This window comes from uncultured Parvibaculum sp. (genome assembly GCF_963975745.1).
Classification (GTDB): Bacteria; Pseudomonadota; Alphaproteobacteria; order Parvibaculales; family Parvibaculaceae; genus Parvibaculum.
Genome location: NZ_CAXBIB010000002.1, coordinates 235,024 through 247,636 on the forward strand (window position 1 = coordinate 235,024; position 12,613 = coordinate 247,636).

General features: G+C 60.8%; 13 protein-coding genes. 2 read left to right on the forward strand and 11 right to left on the reverse strand.

Annotated elements, in window-relative coordinates:
* The first annotated feature begins 5 nt into the window (after positions 1-5).
* Positions 6-1,880 carry an SLC13 family permease gene (locus AAC071_RS02675; protein ID WP_339829725.1) on the forward strand — a complete coding sequence of 625 codons (1,875 nt, stop codon included), beginning with the start codon at positions 6-8 and terminating at the stop codon, positions 1,878-1,880.
* Here AAC071_RS02675 and AAC071_RS02680 read toward each other — a convergent pair whose 3' ends face one another.
* The 11 genes from AAC071_RS02680 to AAC071_RS02730 all read right to left on the reverse strand — a co-directional run bounded on the left by AAC071_RS02680 (position 1,881) and on the right by AAC071_RS02730 (position 11,433).
* Positions 1,881-2,642, reverse strand: a complete 762-nt coding sequence (locus tag AAC071_RS02680; RefSeq protein WP_339829727.1) for an ABC transporter permease — start codon at positions 2,640-2,642, stop codon at positions 1,881-1,883.
* Positions 2,639-3,565, reverse strand: coding sequence for an ABC transporter ATP-binding protein (locus AAC071_RS02685; protein ID WP_339829729.1), 927 nt, complete (start codon positions 3,563-3,565; stop codon positions 2,639-2,641). Before AAC071_RS02685 ends, AAC071_RS02680 begins: the two co-directional genes overlap by 4 nt.
* Positions 3,566-3,678: 113 nt before the next feature.
* A complete protein-coding gene (locus tag AAC071_RS02690) occupies positions 3,679-4,173 on the reverse strand; it encodes a VOC family protein (RefSeq protein WP_339829731.1) in 495 nt (164 codons plus the stop codon).
* Between the two features lie 45 nt (positions 4,174-4,218).
* Positions 4,219-4,950 carry a thioredoxin family protein gene (locus AAC071_RS02695; RefSeq protein WP_339829733.1) on the reverse strand — a complete coding sequence of 244 codons (732 nt, stop codon included), beginning with the start codon at positions 4,948-4,950 and terminating at the stop codon, positions 4,219-4,221.
* A 25-nt stretch (positions 4,951-4,975) separates the two neighbouring features.
* Positions 4,976-5,329 carry a DUF1428 domain-containing protein gene (locus AAC071_RS02700; RefSeq protein ID WP_339829735.1) on the reverse strand — a complete coding sequence of 118 codons (354 nt, stop codon included), beginning with the start codon at positions 5,327-5,329 and terminating at the stop codon, positions 4,976-4,978.
* Positions 5,330-5,376: 47 nt separating this feature from the next.
* Positions 5,377-5,718, reverse strand: a complete 342-nt coding sequence (locus tag AAC071_RS02705; protein ID WP_339829737.1) for an SRPBCC domain-containing protein — start codon at positions 5,716-5,718, stop codon at positions 5,377-5,379.
* Positions 5,715-6,170, reverse strand: coding sequence for a metalloregulator ArsR/SmtB family transcription factor (locus tag AAC071_RS02710; RefSeq protein WP_339829851.1), 456 nt, complete (start codon positions 6,168-6,170; stop codon positions 5,715-5,717). The genes AAC071_RS02705 and AAC071_RS02710 overlap by 4 nt, the downstream gene beginning before the upstream one ends.
* A 115-nt stretch (positions 6,171-6,285) precedes the next feature.
* Positions 6,286-7,773, reverse strand: a complete 1,488-nt coding sequence (locus AAC071_RS02715) for an NAD(P)/FAD-dependent oxidoreductase (RefSeq protein WP_339829739.1) — start codon at positions 7,771-7,773, stop codon at positions 6,286-6,288.
* Between the two features lie 80 nt (positions 7,774-7,853).
* A complete protein-coding gene (locus AAC071_RS02720; RefSeq protein ID WP_339829741.1) occupies positions 7,854-9,281 on the reverse strand; it encodes an MFS transporter in 1,428 nt (475 codons plus the stop codon).
* 235 nt (positions 9,282-9,516) lie between these two features.
* Entirely contained in the window at positions 9,517-10,128 is a 612-nt protein-coding gene (locus AAC071_RS02725; protein WP_339829743.1) for a glutathione S-transferase family protein, read from the reverse strand.
* Positions 10,129-10,164: 36 nt separating this feature from the next.
* Positions 10,165-11,433, reverse strand: a complete 1,269-nt coding sequence (locus AAC071_RS02730) for a nucleoside transporter C-terminal domain-containing protein (protein WP_339829745.1) — start codon at positions 11,431-11,433, stop codon at positions 10,165-10,167.
* Positions 11,434-11,680: 247 nt separating this feature from the next.
* Between AAC071_RS02730 and AAC071_RS02735 the strand changes: the two genes are divergently transcribed.
* Positions 11,681-12,586, forward strand: a complete 906-nt coding sequence (locus tag AAC071_RS02735; RefSeq protein WP_339829746.1) for an SDR family oxidoreductase — start codon at positions 11,681-11,683, stop codon at positions 12,584-12,586.
* Positions 12,587-12,613: the final 27 nt, after the last annotated feature.

The following is a 12,613-nucleotide window of genomic DNA, read 5'->3' on the forward strand; positions in this document are numbered from 1 at the left end:
CGATCATGACTCAAGACCAGGCCGTCATCCTTGCCATCCTGGCGGGCACTGTGGCGATGTTTGTTTGGGGACGCTGGCGTCACGACATGGTGGCCCTGGCCTCGCTGCTCGCCTGTGTGCTGGCAGGACTTGTGCCCAATGCGGCCGCGTTCGCGGGATTTGGCCATCCTGCAGTGATTACGGTTGCCTGCGTTCTCATTCTTAGCGGCGGATTGCAACAGTCCGGAGCGGTCGATGCCCTTGCGCGGGTCGCCTTGCCGCAATCGACAGGTGCCCTGACAACCATCGCCGCCCTGACCGGCCTCGCGGCTGTTCTCTCGGCCTTCATGAACAATGTCGGCGCTCTGGCACTTCTGATGCCCGTCGCCATCCAGGTCGCCGCCAAGCAGAATCTGCCCCCTGGCAAGGTTCTGATGCCTCTGGCCTTCGGCTCGATCCTTGGTGGCATGACCACGCTGATCGGTACGCCACCAAATCTGATCGTATCGGGCTTTCGCGCCGAAGCCGGCGCCGGCAGCTTCGCCATGTTCGATTTCGCGCCTGTCGGGCTGGCCGTCGCGGCAGCCGGGGTGATCTTTGTGGTGATTTTCAGCCGCTGGCTCGTTCCGGTGCGTGAGCGTGCCGGCGCGGAAGGGTTCGAGACCGGCGCCTACCTGACCGAAGCGCGCATCACCGCAAAGAGCAAGGCCGCCGGCATGACCTTGCGCGAGATCGACAAGGTTCTGGAAGAGGCTGACGCGCAGGTGATCGGCCTTGTGCGCAATGAAGTGCGCATTCCAGCGCCGAGTCCCTTTCGTGAGGTGACGCGCGGCGACATCCTGGTCATCGAAGCGGAGCCCGAAGGTCTTGTCTCCGCCCTGTCCACACTCGGCCTCAAGCTGGAAGAGGATGTTCGCAAGACTGACGAGGATGACTCCGGCGAGGACGAGAAGAACGGCGACGATACAGAACGCCATGACGCCGACAAGGATTCGGCTGACGACGAGGATCCCAAGGAAAAGCGCCGCAAGGCGATTCAGTCCGATGACGTCGTCCTGATGGAACTGGCCGTTCTGCCCGACTCCACCTTCGCAGGCCGATCCGCTTCCGATATCCGCCTGCGCACACGCTATGACATCAATCTTCTCGCCGTTTCGCGGCAGGGGCAACGTTCGATGGCCAGGCTGCGCACCATGACGGTCCGGCCCGGCGATGTTTTGCTGATGCAAGGCAGGCAGGAATCGCTGAACGAATTCGCCGCACATTTCGGCTGTGTGCCACTGGCCGAGCGGGCACTGCGCATCCCTGAACCACGACAGGCCCTGACTGCGAGCGGCATCATGGCGGTGGCTGTCGGCGGTGCCGCCTTTGGTCTCGTCCCTGCCGCCATTTCGTTTGCGGGCGGCGTACTCGCCTCAATGGCCCTGCGCGTGATTTCGCCCCGAACCGTCTACAATGCCGTCGACTGGCCCGTGATCGTCCTGCTCGGCGCTCTCATTCCCGTGGCAGGTGCGATGGCAACGACGGGGACAGCCGATCTGATTGCCCACGCAATGCTCGAAACGCTTGCTCAGGGGCATCCGGTGATCGCGCTGACGTTGATCCTGATCGTGACCATGACCCTGTCGGACTTCATGAACAATGCGGCGACAGCCGCCGTGATGTGTCCGATCGCCATCGGAACGGCGGACCAGCTGGGCGCCAGCGCCGATCCTTTCCTGATGGCCGTCGCCGTGGGCGCATCCTGCGCCTTCCTGACACCGATCGGCCACCAGAACAACACGCTGATCCTCGGCCCCGGCGGCTTCGGTTTTGGCGATTACTGGCGCATGGGACTACCGCTCGAGATCATCGTGGTCGCCGTCGGCGTGCCGATGCTGCTGCTGGTCTGGCCGCTCTGATCAGACCTTAAGCCGGTAGCCGGTCCTGAAGATGTAGACAAGCGCCGCAACGCAGAGTGCGAGAAAACCGACGGTCATGGCCAGACTGACGCCGAGGCCGACGTCGCCGCTACCATAGAACGCCCAGCGAAAGCCGCTGATCAGATAGACCACCGGGTTGAACAGCGTCACCGTCTGCCAGAAGGGCGGCAGCATCGTGATCGAATAAAAGCTCCCGCCGAGAAAGGTCAACGGCAGCACGATCAGCATCGGCACGAGCTGCAGCCGTTCGAAACTGTCGGCCCAGACGCCCAGGATGAAGCCGAAAAGACTGAATGTAAGGGCAGTCAGCACGAGGAAGGACAGCATCCAGAACGGGTGCGCGACCTCGTAGTCGACGAAAGCCTTGGCGGTGACCAGGATGATGACGCCGAGGATGATCGATTTCGAGGCGGCGGCACCAACATAGCCGATGACAATTTCGAGACCGGAGATCGGCGCCGAGAGCACTTCGTAAATGGTACCCGAGTATTTCGGCATGTAGATGCCGAACGACGCATTGGAAATGCTTTCGGTCAGCATGGTCAGCATCAGCAGGCCGGGAATGATGAAGGCACCGTAGGGAATGCCGTCGATCTCGGTGATGCGCGAGCCGATGGCGGCGCCGAAGACGATGAAATAGAGCGAGGTCGAGATGACCGGAGAGACGATGCTTTGCAGCAGCGTACGAAAGGTGCGCGCCATTTCGAAGGTGTAGATCGCACGAACGGCATAAAGGTTCATGGCCGCGCCCTCACGAGGCTGACAAAGATGTCTTCCAGCGAGCTCTGGCTGGTCTGCAAATCCCGAAAGTCGATACCGAGATCGCCGAGGCGTTTCAGCAGCGCCGGGATGCCGGTATCCTCGCTCTGTGCATCGAAGGTGTAGACCAGCGCGCCGCCACCCTCGGCGAGGTCGAGCTTGTAGCCGTTGAGCCCTTCAGGCACATGTTCGATCGGCGTCTGCAAGTGTAATGTCAACTGTTTCTTGCCGAGCTTCGCCATCAGCGCGTTCTTTTCCTCCACCAATACTATTTCGCCGTTGCTGATGACGCCGATGCGGTCGGCCATCTCTTCGGCTTCTTCGATGTAGTGCGTCGTCAGGATGATCGTGGTGCCGTTTTCGCGCAGGCGGCGGACCATCTCCCACATGTCGCGCCTGAGTTCGACATCGACGCCGGCGGTCGGCTCGTCGAGAAACAGGATTTCAGGTTCATGACTCAGCGCCTTGGCGATCATCACCCGGCGCTTCATGCCGCCCGAGAGCGTCATGATGCGATCGTCTTTCTTGTTCCAGAGCGACAGGTCGCGCAGCAGCTTTTCGATGTAGCCCGGGTTTGGCGCCTTGCCGAAAAGGCCGCGGCTGAACGTTACCGTTGCAAGCACGCTTTCGAAACCATCGGTCGTCAACTCCTGCGGCACGAGGCCGATAAGCGAGCGGGCCGCGCGGAAATCGCGCACGATGTCGTGGCCGCCCGCCAGCACGCGGCCGCCGCCCGGATTGACGATGCCGCATACAATGCTTATGAGCGTCGTCTTGCCGGCACCGTTCGGACCCAGCAACGCGAAGATTTCGCCCTTGCGGATTTCCAGATCGACATTCTTCAACGCCTGAAAGCCGCCGGCATAGGTCTTCGAGAGACTGGCGATGGAGATGATGGGCTGCATGGGGCGCCGTTTCCGACTCACAAGACCGATTTACGGTGGGGCCCGGAAGATGGGCCCTCCGGATTCAATTTTCAACCGGGGTTTTCCCGGGTTTTTATGGCGCAGGAAAATCCCTATGCGGCGCAGGCCTGTTTCAACGCCTCGATGTCGAACTTCTTCATTTGCATGAAGGCCTTCGTGACGCGCTGCGACTTCACGGTGTCGGCATCGAGCAGCATTTCGGGCAGAACGGCCGGCACCACCTGCCAGGACAGGCCGAATTTGTCCTTCAACCAGCCGCAGACGCTCTCCTCGCCGCCTTCGGAGAGCTTCGACCAGAAATAATCGATCTCTTCCTGCGTGTCGCAATGGATCTGGAACGAGATCGCCTCGTCGAATTTGAAACTCGGACCGCCATTGATGGCGACGAATTTCCGGCCGGCGATTTCGAACTCGACCGTCATGACGGAGCCGGTCTCGCGCTCATGGATTTCGTGTCCTTCCTCGCCATAGCAGGCGATCCTGCCCATCTTCGCGTCCTTGAAGACCGACATGTAGAAGTTTACGGCCTCCTCGGCCTCGGAATCGTACCAGAGGCACGAGGTGATCTCTCGGGCGGGAAGCCTCATTGGATTTCTCCTTCGATACGCACGAACAAAGCGGAAGCGCAGGCGCTACTCCGCCGCGCAGCAGGACCCGGCATTGCCGGTGCTTTCATATTCGTCGTGAAGCTTGACCCAGCTCATGGTGCCGCTCTCGTTGCGGCCCTTCGGCACCATGTCAAGATAATTGAAAGCCCCGACGATGGTCTCCGAGCCGCGCGCATAGGTCGAATAGGTGTGGAAGACATCGCCGGCCTCGTTACGCGCGAAGACGCTCATGCCGTGCAGGTCTTCAAGGGCATAGGGAGACGTGCCGTAGTTGTAACCGGCATTGCCGCTCGCCACCTGCTCGGGTGTGAAGGAGACGCCGAAGTCATAGTTGAACGAGGTGCCGTGCGAGGAGACCCAGTCGAAGCGCCAGCCCATGCGCTTCTTCACGGCCTCGATTTCCGGCAGCGTGGCCCGCGAGATAGCGACATAGGAAAGATCGGCCTGTTCGAAATGCTGTCGTGCCGCATCGACATGGTCGGCACCGAGCGCGCAACCGGGACAGATGTGATCGGAACCTGGCGTCAGCATGAAATGCTGGACAATGAGCTGGCTGCGCGGCCCGAAGAGATCGATCAAATGGCGCTTTCCAGTCGGCGTCTCGAACACGTAATCCTTTTCGACATTCACCCATGGCAGATCGCGGCGCAGCGCGGCCACGCGGTCACGCTCTCGCGTCAGCGTCTTTTCCTCGGCCAGCAGTGCCTTTCGGGCCGAGAGCCATTCGTCGCGAGAGACGATCTTTTGCTGTTCCATCTTTGTCCTCCTCCCAGTTTCGAGATCAGAGATCGACGATCGGCTTGAACCCGCCATACATCATGCGCGTATGATCGAAAGGCATCGGGTGGGGCATCTTCGCGAGGCGCGGATCGGCCATCACCTTCGCATTGACCTTGTCGCGATGAGCGCGTGACTTGTAGGAAATCCAGGCGAAGACGACAGTCTCCCCCTTTTTTACCTTGATACCCTTCGGGAAGGTCAGCACACCCTTGATGTCGAGATCCTCGCCGACACACTCCTTGTACTCGAGCGCACCATATTCCATCCAGATCTTGCCGGCCTTGCGCGACATACGCCTGTAGGCGTCGACGTTTTTCTTCGGAACGGCAAGTACAAATCCGTCAACATAGGTCATCTGATTTCCCCTTACTCAGCGCATAGACACGGCAGTCGGCGCCGACATTACGCGAAGAACTCCTCCAGCTTATTGAGCGAGCCCGTCCATCCGCGCTCGTGGCCAGCACGCGACGCTTCGTCGAACAATTGCGCGTGATGCAGCGTCAGGATCGTTTCGTCACCATCGGATTTCAGCGTCACCGTGACCTGCGACTCGCGTTCTGGCGTCGTGATCCATGACCAGCTGAAGACGAGCTTTTCGTTCGGCACCAGTTCGAGATAGGTGCCACCGACCTCGTGGCGGTCGCCGGTATTCTCGATCATCACGGCGCGGAAACGGCCGCCCACGCGCGGATCGCATTCAGCCTCCTTCATCACGACATTCTCGGGCCCGAACCACTGCATCATTTGCGCGGCGTCCGTCCACGCGGCGTAGACGCGGGCGGGCGTCGCCCGGAGCCGCTTTTTGAGGGTGAGGCTCGGCCGCGCCGCGGGAGTTGAACGATCTTCGACGTTGGCGTTGGCGGGCATTGGTCTTCCTCCAGAAATGCAGCGAGCCTGTCGAGCGCGCCGGACCAGAAGCGCTGATAGCGGATCAGCCACTGCATCGCTTCCTCCATGGGCCCTGCGTTGAGCTCGCAAGTTACGGAGCGCCCGATTTTGGTTTTCTCGATCAAACCGGCATCGGACAACACATCGAGATGTTTCATCACGGCGGGCAGCGACATCTTGAACGGCTTGGCGAGTTCGCTCACGGTCAGGGCATCCTCCCCTTCGAGACGGACGAGCAGCGCGCGTCGCGTAGGGTCGGCAAGCGCCGCGAAAGTCCGATCGAGAACGGCTTCTTTATACTTAACCATGCGGTAAAGTATTGGCGCGCGCAGTCGCTTTGTCAAGCGCTGCAATGCGCGGACATAAAAAAGCAGAGGACGTTTCCGTCCCCTGCCCTTCAATCTCAGATGTTCTTGCGCCCGATCAGCTCGCCATTTTCAGCGGCTCACGCGGTGCGGGGTTCGAGAATTCCATCGCGCTATCCTCGATGCTGCCGAATTTCAGCGACACGATGTCGAGGGCGTAGTTCTGGTAAAGTTTCCACGGTGCCTTTGTTCCCTGCTTCGGGAATTCGTCGATCGAACGCTGCACGTAGCCCGAGGTGAAATCGAGCCAAGGCTCTTCCTCCAGCGCCGGATCGGTGACGCGTGGCGTCGCCTGCCGCAGCCCGGTCTTTTCCATATGGTTGAGCAGGCGGCAGAGATAGGCCGAGGTCAGATCGGCCTTCAGCGTCCACGAGGCGTTGGTGTAACCGAAGGCGGAAGCGAGGTTCGGCACGTCGCTGTACATCATGCCCTTGTAGGCAAAGGTCTTCGACAGATCCATCCGCTTGCCGTCGACCGTCACTTCAAGACCGCTCAGCAATTGCAGTTTGAGACCGGTCGCGGTCACGATGACGTCGGCATCGAGTTCCTTGCCCGATTTCAGCTTGATGCCAGTTTCGGTGAAGCTGTCGATGTGATCGGTGACGACCGAAGCGTCGCCCTTCTTGATCGCCTCGAACAGATCGCCGTTCGGCACCAGACACAGGCGCTGGTCCCACGGGTTGTATTTCGGCGTGAAATGCGTATCGACGTCGTAGTCGGGCCCAAGCTGTTCGCGTACGCCCTTCAGAATGAATTCCCTGGCGCGGTCCGGCTTCTTGCGACACATGTTGAAGAAATACATGCCCAGCAGCACATTTTTCCAGCGCGTGATGCCATAGGCCATCATCGCCGGTAGACGTCGCCGGAGCCAGTTGGCAATCCGGTCTTCCTCGGGTCTCGAGACAACATAGGTCGGTGAACGCTGCAGCATGACGACATGCGCCGCCGTCTTCGCCATTTCGGGAACCAGCGTCACAGCGGTGGCGCCGCTGCCGATCACAACGACGCGTTTACCGCTGTAGTCGAGATTCTCCGGCCAGAACTGGGGATGGACAATGTCGCCCTTGAAGCGGTCGGCGCCGGCAAATTCAGGTGTGTAGCCCTCCGCGTAGTTGTAGTAGCCGCTGCACATGAAGAGGAAATTGCAGCTGTACTGCACCAGTTCCTTTTCCGGACCACGCTCGACGTCAACGGTCCAGGTCGCGGTGTCTGTCGACCAGGCGGCGCGTTTCACCTGATGGCGGTAACGGATGTGCCGGTCTATGCCGTGGTCGCGCGCCGTCTGTTCCAGATAGTTGAGGATCGAGGGGCCGTCGGCGATGGCCTTTGCCTCTTTCCAAGGGCGGAAGGAATAGCCGAGCGTGTACATGTCACTGTCGGAGCGGATGCCGGGGTAGCGGAAGAGGTCCCATGTCCCGCCGAGCCGCTCGCGGCCCTCAAGAATGGCGTAACTCCGGTTCGGGCTGTAGGTCTGCAGGTGGTAGCCCGCACCGATGCCCGAGATACCCGCGCCGACGACCAGCACGTCGAAATGTTCCAAGGCCATTGACCGTTTCCTTGCCGATTTCTGTTTCTGACAATTTATCAGTTTATGGTGCCGCAATCTACGGTCAAGCCGCTCTTGGGTCAATCGGCCGGTTGAGGCCGAGTGGCCCGCCGCCGTGCCAATCGCCGCTCCAGCCCCGCCCGCAAGCGCCGCTGGCGCTCATGGGTGATCGGATAGCGCAGGATTATGGCAATCGAGATCAACCAGAGGATGAGTGGCACGATGCAATACATGGCCAGCAGCGCGAATAGCGCTTCCGGCGAATTGTCCTTCGACTGGGCGTTGAAGCCGGCCCAGGCGAGGAGGGGCAGCGCGAGGCCCACACCCATCGCCTCGAAGGTCTTGCGGACCATGCCGAGGAAGGCGAACAGGAAGGCCGCGCGCGGCTCGCCGCTCTTGATGGTGTCGAGATCGACGACGTCGGCCATGATCGACGGGCCAAGAATGGGGGCCGCGCCGAGTGCGAGACCTTGCACAACATTGATTGCCAGCAGGCACCAGAAGACGGCCTCGGGCGCGACCGGTTTGATCAGATAGATGACCGCCGGTACCAGCATGAAGGCAAACATCGAGGCCAAACCGGCAATCGCGATGGCCTTGTGCTTGCCAACACGGCCGCCCATCCAGACCCAGAATGGCGACCCGGCAACGCCGGCGAGGAAGAGGACGAAAATCAGGATTGTTCCGGCAGCGCCGATGCCCGCTACATGATCGAAGAAGAAGATCACGACGCCGATGTTGATGGAGCCGGCCAGCGCGCCGAAAATCGAACTGAAGAGCACGATGCGGAAGGGACCGTTTCTCATCGCAACGCGCAGCCCGCGGCGGAACGAAATCGTGTCGGTCACCGGCACTTTCGGCTCCGGTACCGAGGAGAACATTATCAAGGCGCAAAGCGGCAGGAGGCCGGCCGTCAGCCAGCCCAGCACGCCGACGGCGCTACGGCTCGCGGCACCGCTTTCGGTGTCACTTGCCTCACCGCTCATATAAGCGCCGATAATAGGCGCCGTGATCGCGACCAGCAGGCCGACCAGCAAGAAGATCTCGCGGCTGCCGGTGATGCGGTTACGCTCCTGATAGTCGCCGGAGAGCTCCGCGCCCCAGGCGCCATAGGGAATGGTGATCAGCGTGTAGCCGAAATAGATCGCGGCGATCCAGATCAGCAGATAGAGGTTGGTGACCTCGCCTTGCGGCACGAACAGCATCAGCGCCGATAGGACCATCAGCGGTACACCGGCTGCGACCCAGGGCCGGCGCCGGCCCCAGCGCGTGTACGTACGGTCGGACAGACGGCCGATCAGCGGATCGGTGATGACGTCGGTGATGCGGGCCAGCATCAGGATGAAGCCGACAGCGGCAAGGTCGAGACCAAGTGTGCTCGAATAGAAAGGCGGGATGTAGACGGCCACCGGCAGGCCAATGACCGCCAGCGGCATCACCAGTTGACCGTAGGCGACAAGCTGCCAACGGGTCAGACGCGCCGCCGCTTCGCCGTCATGCGAATCCATCGACTTCTCTCCGCCCCCCTCAATTAGTAAATTTATTTTACGAATTAGCCGAGCGATGCATAGGCGCAAATTGCACTTTTCCCGGTTCAGACTGCGTTCAGGTTCAAAACGCCATTCTCCCTCTCAGCCGACGGGTCGAAAGCTCGCCGGTCACGTTTCACCCAGGCTTTGTCGAGCACGGGAAAACGTTGGGCGGCGTCCATTCCGTACCCCGTGGACGCCGCCTTTCTTTCTCTCAGGCCGCAGCGCTCGGCCGTGCCGAGACGCGCGCATGCCAAGCACGCAGGTTGCCTGCCTCGTCCGGCATTTCAAGGCCGGCGAACTTCGCAAAATCCACCGTGCAAAGCGCCGTGATGTCGGCAACCGAAAAGGCGTCGCCGGCAATGAAGTCGCGACCCGCCAGTTCGCGGTCGAGCCAGCGGAATGCAGCGGCAGTTGCTTCGCGATTCGACTCGCCGAAATCGTTGAACTGCTTCATGACCTTGGCCGTGAAGGGATGCGCATGGCGCCAGAAATTGCCAATGGGCCCCATCAGCGCAAACTCGACGCGGCGCAACCACATGTCGATCTGTGCACGTTCGAGGGCGGTGCGTCCGAAGAGCGGTTTCTCCGGATGCGTCTCCTCCAGGTAGCGACAGATGGAGACGCTCTCTGAAATGGTCGTGCCGTCGTCGAGTTCAAGTACCGGCGTTTGGCCGAGTGAGTTCTTTTGCCGGTATTCGTCGGACTTGTGTTCGCGCTTGATCAGCGACACTTCCTCGACTGGTAGATCTATACCCTTTTCGGCAGCGAAAATGCGTACGCGGCGCGGATTGGGCGCCGGCATGGCCGAATTGTAGAGCTTCATCGGATTCCCCTCCGTTCTGTTCGTCTGTTCGGGAATTCAGGTAATGAGGCCAATCACCGCGCCCGTCATTGAGGTCGCGAGCGTACCGGACACAAGCGCACGCGGCGCCAGTTCGACGATTTCCGATCGGCGCGACGGAACGATGGCGGCAAGACCGCCGATCATGATTCCGACGCTTGCCGGATTGGCGAAACCGCACAGCGCATAGACCATGATCAGGCGCGAACGGTCGCTCAACGTGGCGCCAGCCTCCCCTGCGAGAGCGATATAGGCGAGAAGCTCGTTGAGGATGGTCTTCGTCCCCATGATCTGGCCGGCGGCAGCAGCCTCCGACACCGGCACGCCCATCAACCAGACCAGCGGCGCAAAGGCCCAACCCAGAATGCGCTGCAGACTGAGCGGTTCGGCCCGAATATCCGGCAACAGGGCAAGCAGGATGTTGACCAGCGCCACGAGGGCCACCATCACGATCAGCATGGCGATGATATTGAGCAGCAGGCTCAGCCCGTCAAAGGTGCCCCGCGTCAGCGCGTCCATGCTGTTCTCGTATTCCACGGCCGGCGCGTCATTGCCGACGCCCGTCGGCATCCGGTCCTGTTCTTCCGGGATCATCAGGCGCGCAATCAGGAGTGCAGCGGGTAACGAAATCAGAGAAGCAGTCAGAATCTGACCAAGTGAGCCCGGCACGACAGAAGCAATGATACTCGCATAGAGGAAGAGTACGGTGCCAGCGACCGTCGCCAAGCCGACCGTCATCATCGCAAAGAGTTCGGCTCGCGACAGCCGTTCCAGATAGGGTTTGACCAGCAGCGGTGCCTCGACCATGCCGACGAAGACATTCGCGGCCGACGAGAGACCGACCGCGCCGCCGATACCCATGGTCTTGCGCAGCACAAAGGCGAAGCCATGCGTGATGACCGGCAGGACGCGCCAGTACCAGAGCAGGGCCGACAGGGCCGACATGAAGAGCACCAGCGGCAGCGCCTGAAAGGCCAGCACGAAGCTGTTCTGCGGATGGGCGATCTCATATGGTGCATCGCCCCCGCCAACATAGCCAAAGACGAAGCTGGTTCCCGCGCCCGTTGCCGCCATCAGTGCCTCGACAACACTGTTGAGCCCAAGCATCGCATCGCGCGCCACCGCTACTTTCAGCAGCGCCAGTGCCAGGATCAATTGCAGCCCGATAGCGACAGCCGCATCCTTCAGGAGCCGCCGGCGCGATGCGCGGCGGTTCTCGCTCAAGGCCCAGGCAAGACCGACAATCGTGGCAAGACCCAGGGCACTCTGAAGGGACAAAAGGGGCATGAAGCGGTCTCTTTGGGAAGGGACGGGCGGGCACATCCATCATAGGTCGGGGTCATCGCAGCGCAACGGGCCAGCCCCTGTTTCAGCGGCATTTCGTTCCCTTGACCCCCGCCCCCCTCTCATGCACAAAGTCCCCCCAGTTTTCGCAGGGACGGCCATTACCCCCTCCCGATAAGTGGTGTGGGACAAATACGGCCCCTTTCCTTTCGGCCGATCGACGGCCGACAGTTCAACTGGAGAAATACCCATGAGCATTCGATTTGACGGCAAGGTCGCCATTGTCACCGGTGCGGGCGGCGGCCTCGGCCGCTCCCATGCACTGGAACTCGCACGGCGCGGCGCCAAAGTGGTTGTCAACGATCTCGGCGGCGACCGGACCGGCGCCGGCGGCTCATCGGAAGCTGCAAAGAAAGTGGTCGAGGAAATCAATTCACTGGGCGGCGAGGCGATCGCCAACGGTTCGTCGGTCACCGACGACGAAGGCGTCAACAACATGGTCAAGCAGACCATGGAAAAATGGGGACGCATCGACATCCTGATCAACAATGCCGGTATCCTGCGCGACAAGTCATTTTCGAAAATGACGATGGAAGATTTCCAGCTGGTCGTCGATGTGCATCTGATGGGCACCGTCAAGCCCACCAAAGCCGTCTGGGAAATCATGAAGACCCAGAACTACGGGCGTATCGTGGTTACCGCGTCGTCGACGGGGCTTTACGGCAATTTCGGCCAGACCAATTACGGCGCAGCCAAGCTTGCCGTTGTCGGCTTCATCAACACGTTGAAGCTCGAGGGCCAGAAGAACAACATTCACTGCAATGCGCTGGCGCCGGTCGCCTATACGCGCATGACCTCGGACCTGATGCCGCCGGAAGCCGAACAGATGCTGACGCCCGACAGCGTGTCGCCAGGGGTGATGTTCCTCGTCTCGGAAGACGCGCCGACGGGCATGATCCTCTGCGCCGGCGCCGGCGTTTTTGCCGCGGCGCGGATGGAAGAAGCCGAAGGCATCTTCCTCGGCCGCGAAGGCCTGACGGCCGAAAAGGTTGCCGAGAACTGGGGCAAGATTTCCGATTTCTCGAATGCGACGCCCTTCCATATGGGCGGCGAACAAACGGGCAAGTTCTTCAAGCTGGCAACCGGCGGGAAGTAAGTCTCCGTACCGGAGGGACGTGCAAAG

Excerpts from the sequence above, each read along its gene's own strand:
- AAC071_RS02675 (WP_339829725.1), top strand. The coding sequence starts at position 6 with ATGACTCAAGACCAGGCCGTCATCCTTGCCATCCTGGCGGGCACTGTG.
- AAC071_RS02680 (WP_339829727.1), bottom strand. The coding sequence starts at position 2,642 with ATGAACCTTTATGCCGTTCGTGCGATCTACACCTTCGAAATGGCGCGC.
- AAC071_RS02685 (WP_339829729.1), bottom strand. The coding sequence starts at position 3,565 with ATGCAGCCCATCATCTCCATCGCCAGTCTCTCGAAGACCTATGCCGGC.
- AAC071_RS02690 (WP_339829731.1), bottom strand. The coding sequence starts at position 4,173 with ATGAGGCTTCCCGCCCGAGAGATCACCTCGTGCCTCTGGTACGATTCC.
- AAC071_RS02695 (WP_339829733.1), bottom strand. The coding sequence starts at position 4,950 with ATGGAACAGCAAAAGATCGTCTCTCGCGACGAATGGCTCTCGGCCCGA.
- AAC071_RS02700 (WP_339829735.1), bottom strand. The coding sequence starts at position 5,329 with ATGACCTATGTTGACGGATTTGTACTTGCCGTTCCGAAGAAAAACGTC.
- AAC071_RS02705 (WP_339829737.1), bottom strand. The coding sequence starts at position 5,718 with ATGATGCAGTGGTTCGGGCCCGAGAATGTCGTGATGAAGGAGGCTGAA.
- AAC071_RS02710 (WP_339829851.1), bottom strand. The coding sequence starts at position 6,170 with ATGGTTAAGTATAAAGAAGCCGTTCTCGATCGGACTTTCGCGGCGCTT.
- AAC071_RS02715 (WP_339829739.1), bottom strand. The coding sequence starts at position 7,773 with ATGGCCTTGGAACATTTCGACGTGCTGGTCGTCGGCGCGGGTATCTCG.
- AAC071_RS02720 (WP_339829741.1), bottom strand. The coding sequence starts at position 9,281 with ATGGATTCGCATGACGGCGAAGCGGCGGCGCGTCTGACCCGTTGGCAG.
- AAC071_RS02725 (WP_339829743.1), bottom strand. The coding sequence starts at position 10,128 with ATGAAGCTCTACAATTCGGCCATGCCGGCGCCCAATCCGCGCCGCGTA.
- AAC071_RS02730 (WP_339829745.1), bottom strand. The coding sequence starts at position 11,433 with ATGCCCCTTTTGTCCCTTCAGAGTGCCCTGGGTCTTGCCACGATTGTC.
- AAC071_RS02735 (WP_339829746.1), top strand. The coding sequence starts at position 11,681 with ATGAGCATTCGATTTGACGGCAAGGTCGCCATTGTCACCGGTGCGGGC.